At 68.0% G+C, this 512-nt stretch carries 1 protein-coding gene; it reads left to right on the forward strand.

The window, feature by feature from the left end; all coding sequences use genetic code 11:
* A partial coding sequence (locus tag WDC87_RS21950) for a cupin domain-containing protein (protein ID WP_336331349.1) occupies positions 1-512 on the forward strand: 512 nt, incomplete at both ends.

The raw sequence follows: 512 nt of genomic DNA on the forward strand, positions 1-512 counted from the left end.
GGACGGCGCCGGGGCCCACACCTCGGTGGACGGCGAGCGCACCATCATGCAGGTCGGCGATTTCGTCATCACCCCGCCGCGCGCCTGGCACGACCACGGCAACCACAGCGACGAGCCGATGATCTGGCTCGACGGGCTCGACATCCCGACCGTCTCCTTCTACGACGCCTCCTTCGCGGAATCCTCGCCGGAGGACGAACGACCGGTGACCCGCGCGGTCGGCCACTCGATGGCGCCATTCGGCGCCAACATGCTGCCGGTCGATTACGAGGCGGCGCAGCCCTCCTCCCCCATCTTCAACAATCCCTATGCCCGCACCCGCGAGGCGCTGGAGACGATGCGCCGCCACCAGGACTGGGACCCCTGCCACGGGCTGAAGATGCGGTTCGTCAATCCGGTGGATGGCGGCTCGCCGATGCCGACCATGTCGGCCTTCATGCAGCTCCTGCCCAAGGATTTCGCAACCAGCGCCTATCGCAGCACCGACGCCACCATCTTCGCGGTGGTCGAGG

Origin of the sequence: Stenotrophomonas maltophilia group sp. Smal12, from assembly GCF_037079935.1 — a bacterium.
In the GTDB taxonomy this organism is placed as follows: Bacteria; Pseudomonadota; Gammaproteobacteria; order Xanthomonadales; family Xanthomonadaceae; genus Stenotrophomonas; species Stenotrophomonas sepilia.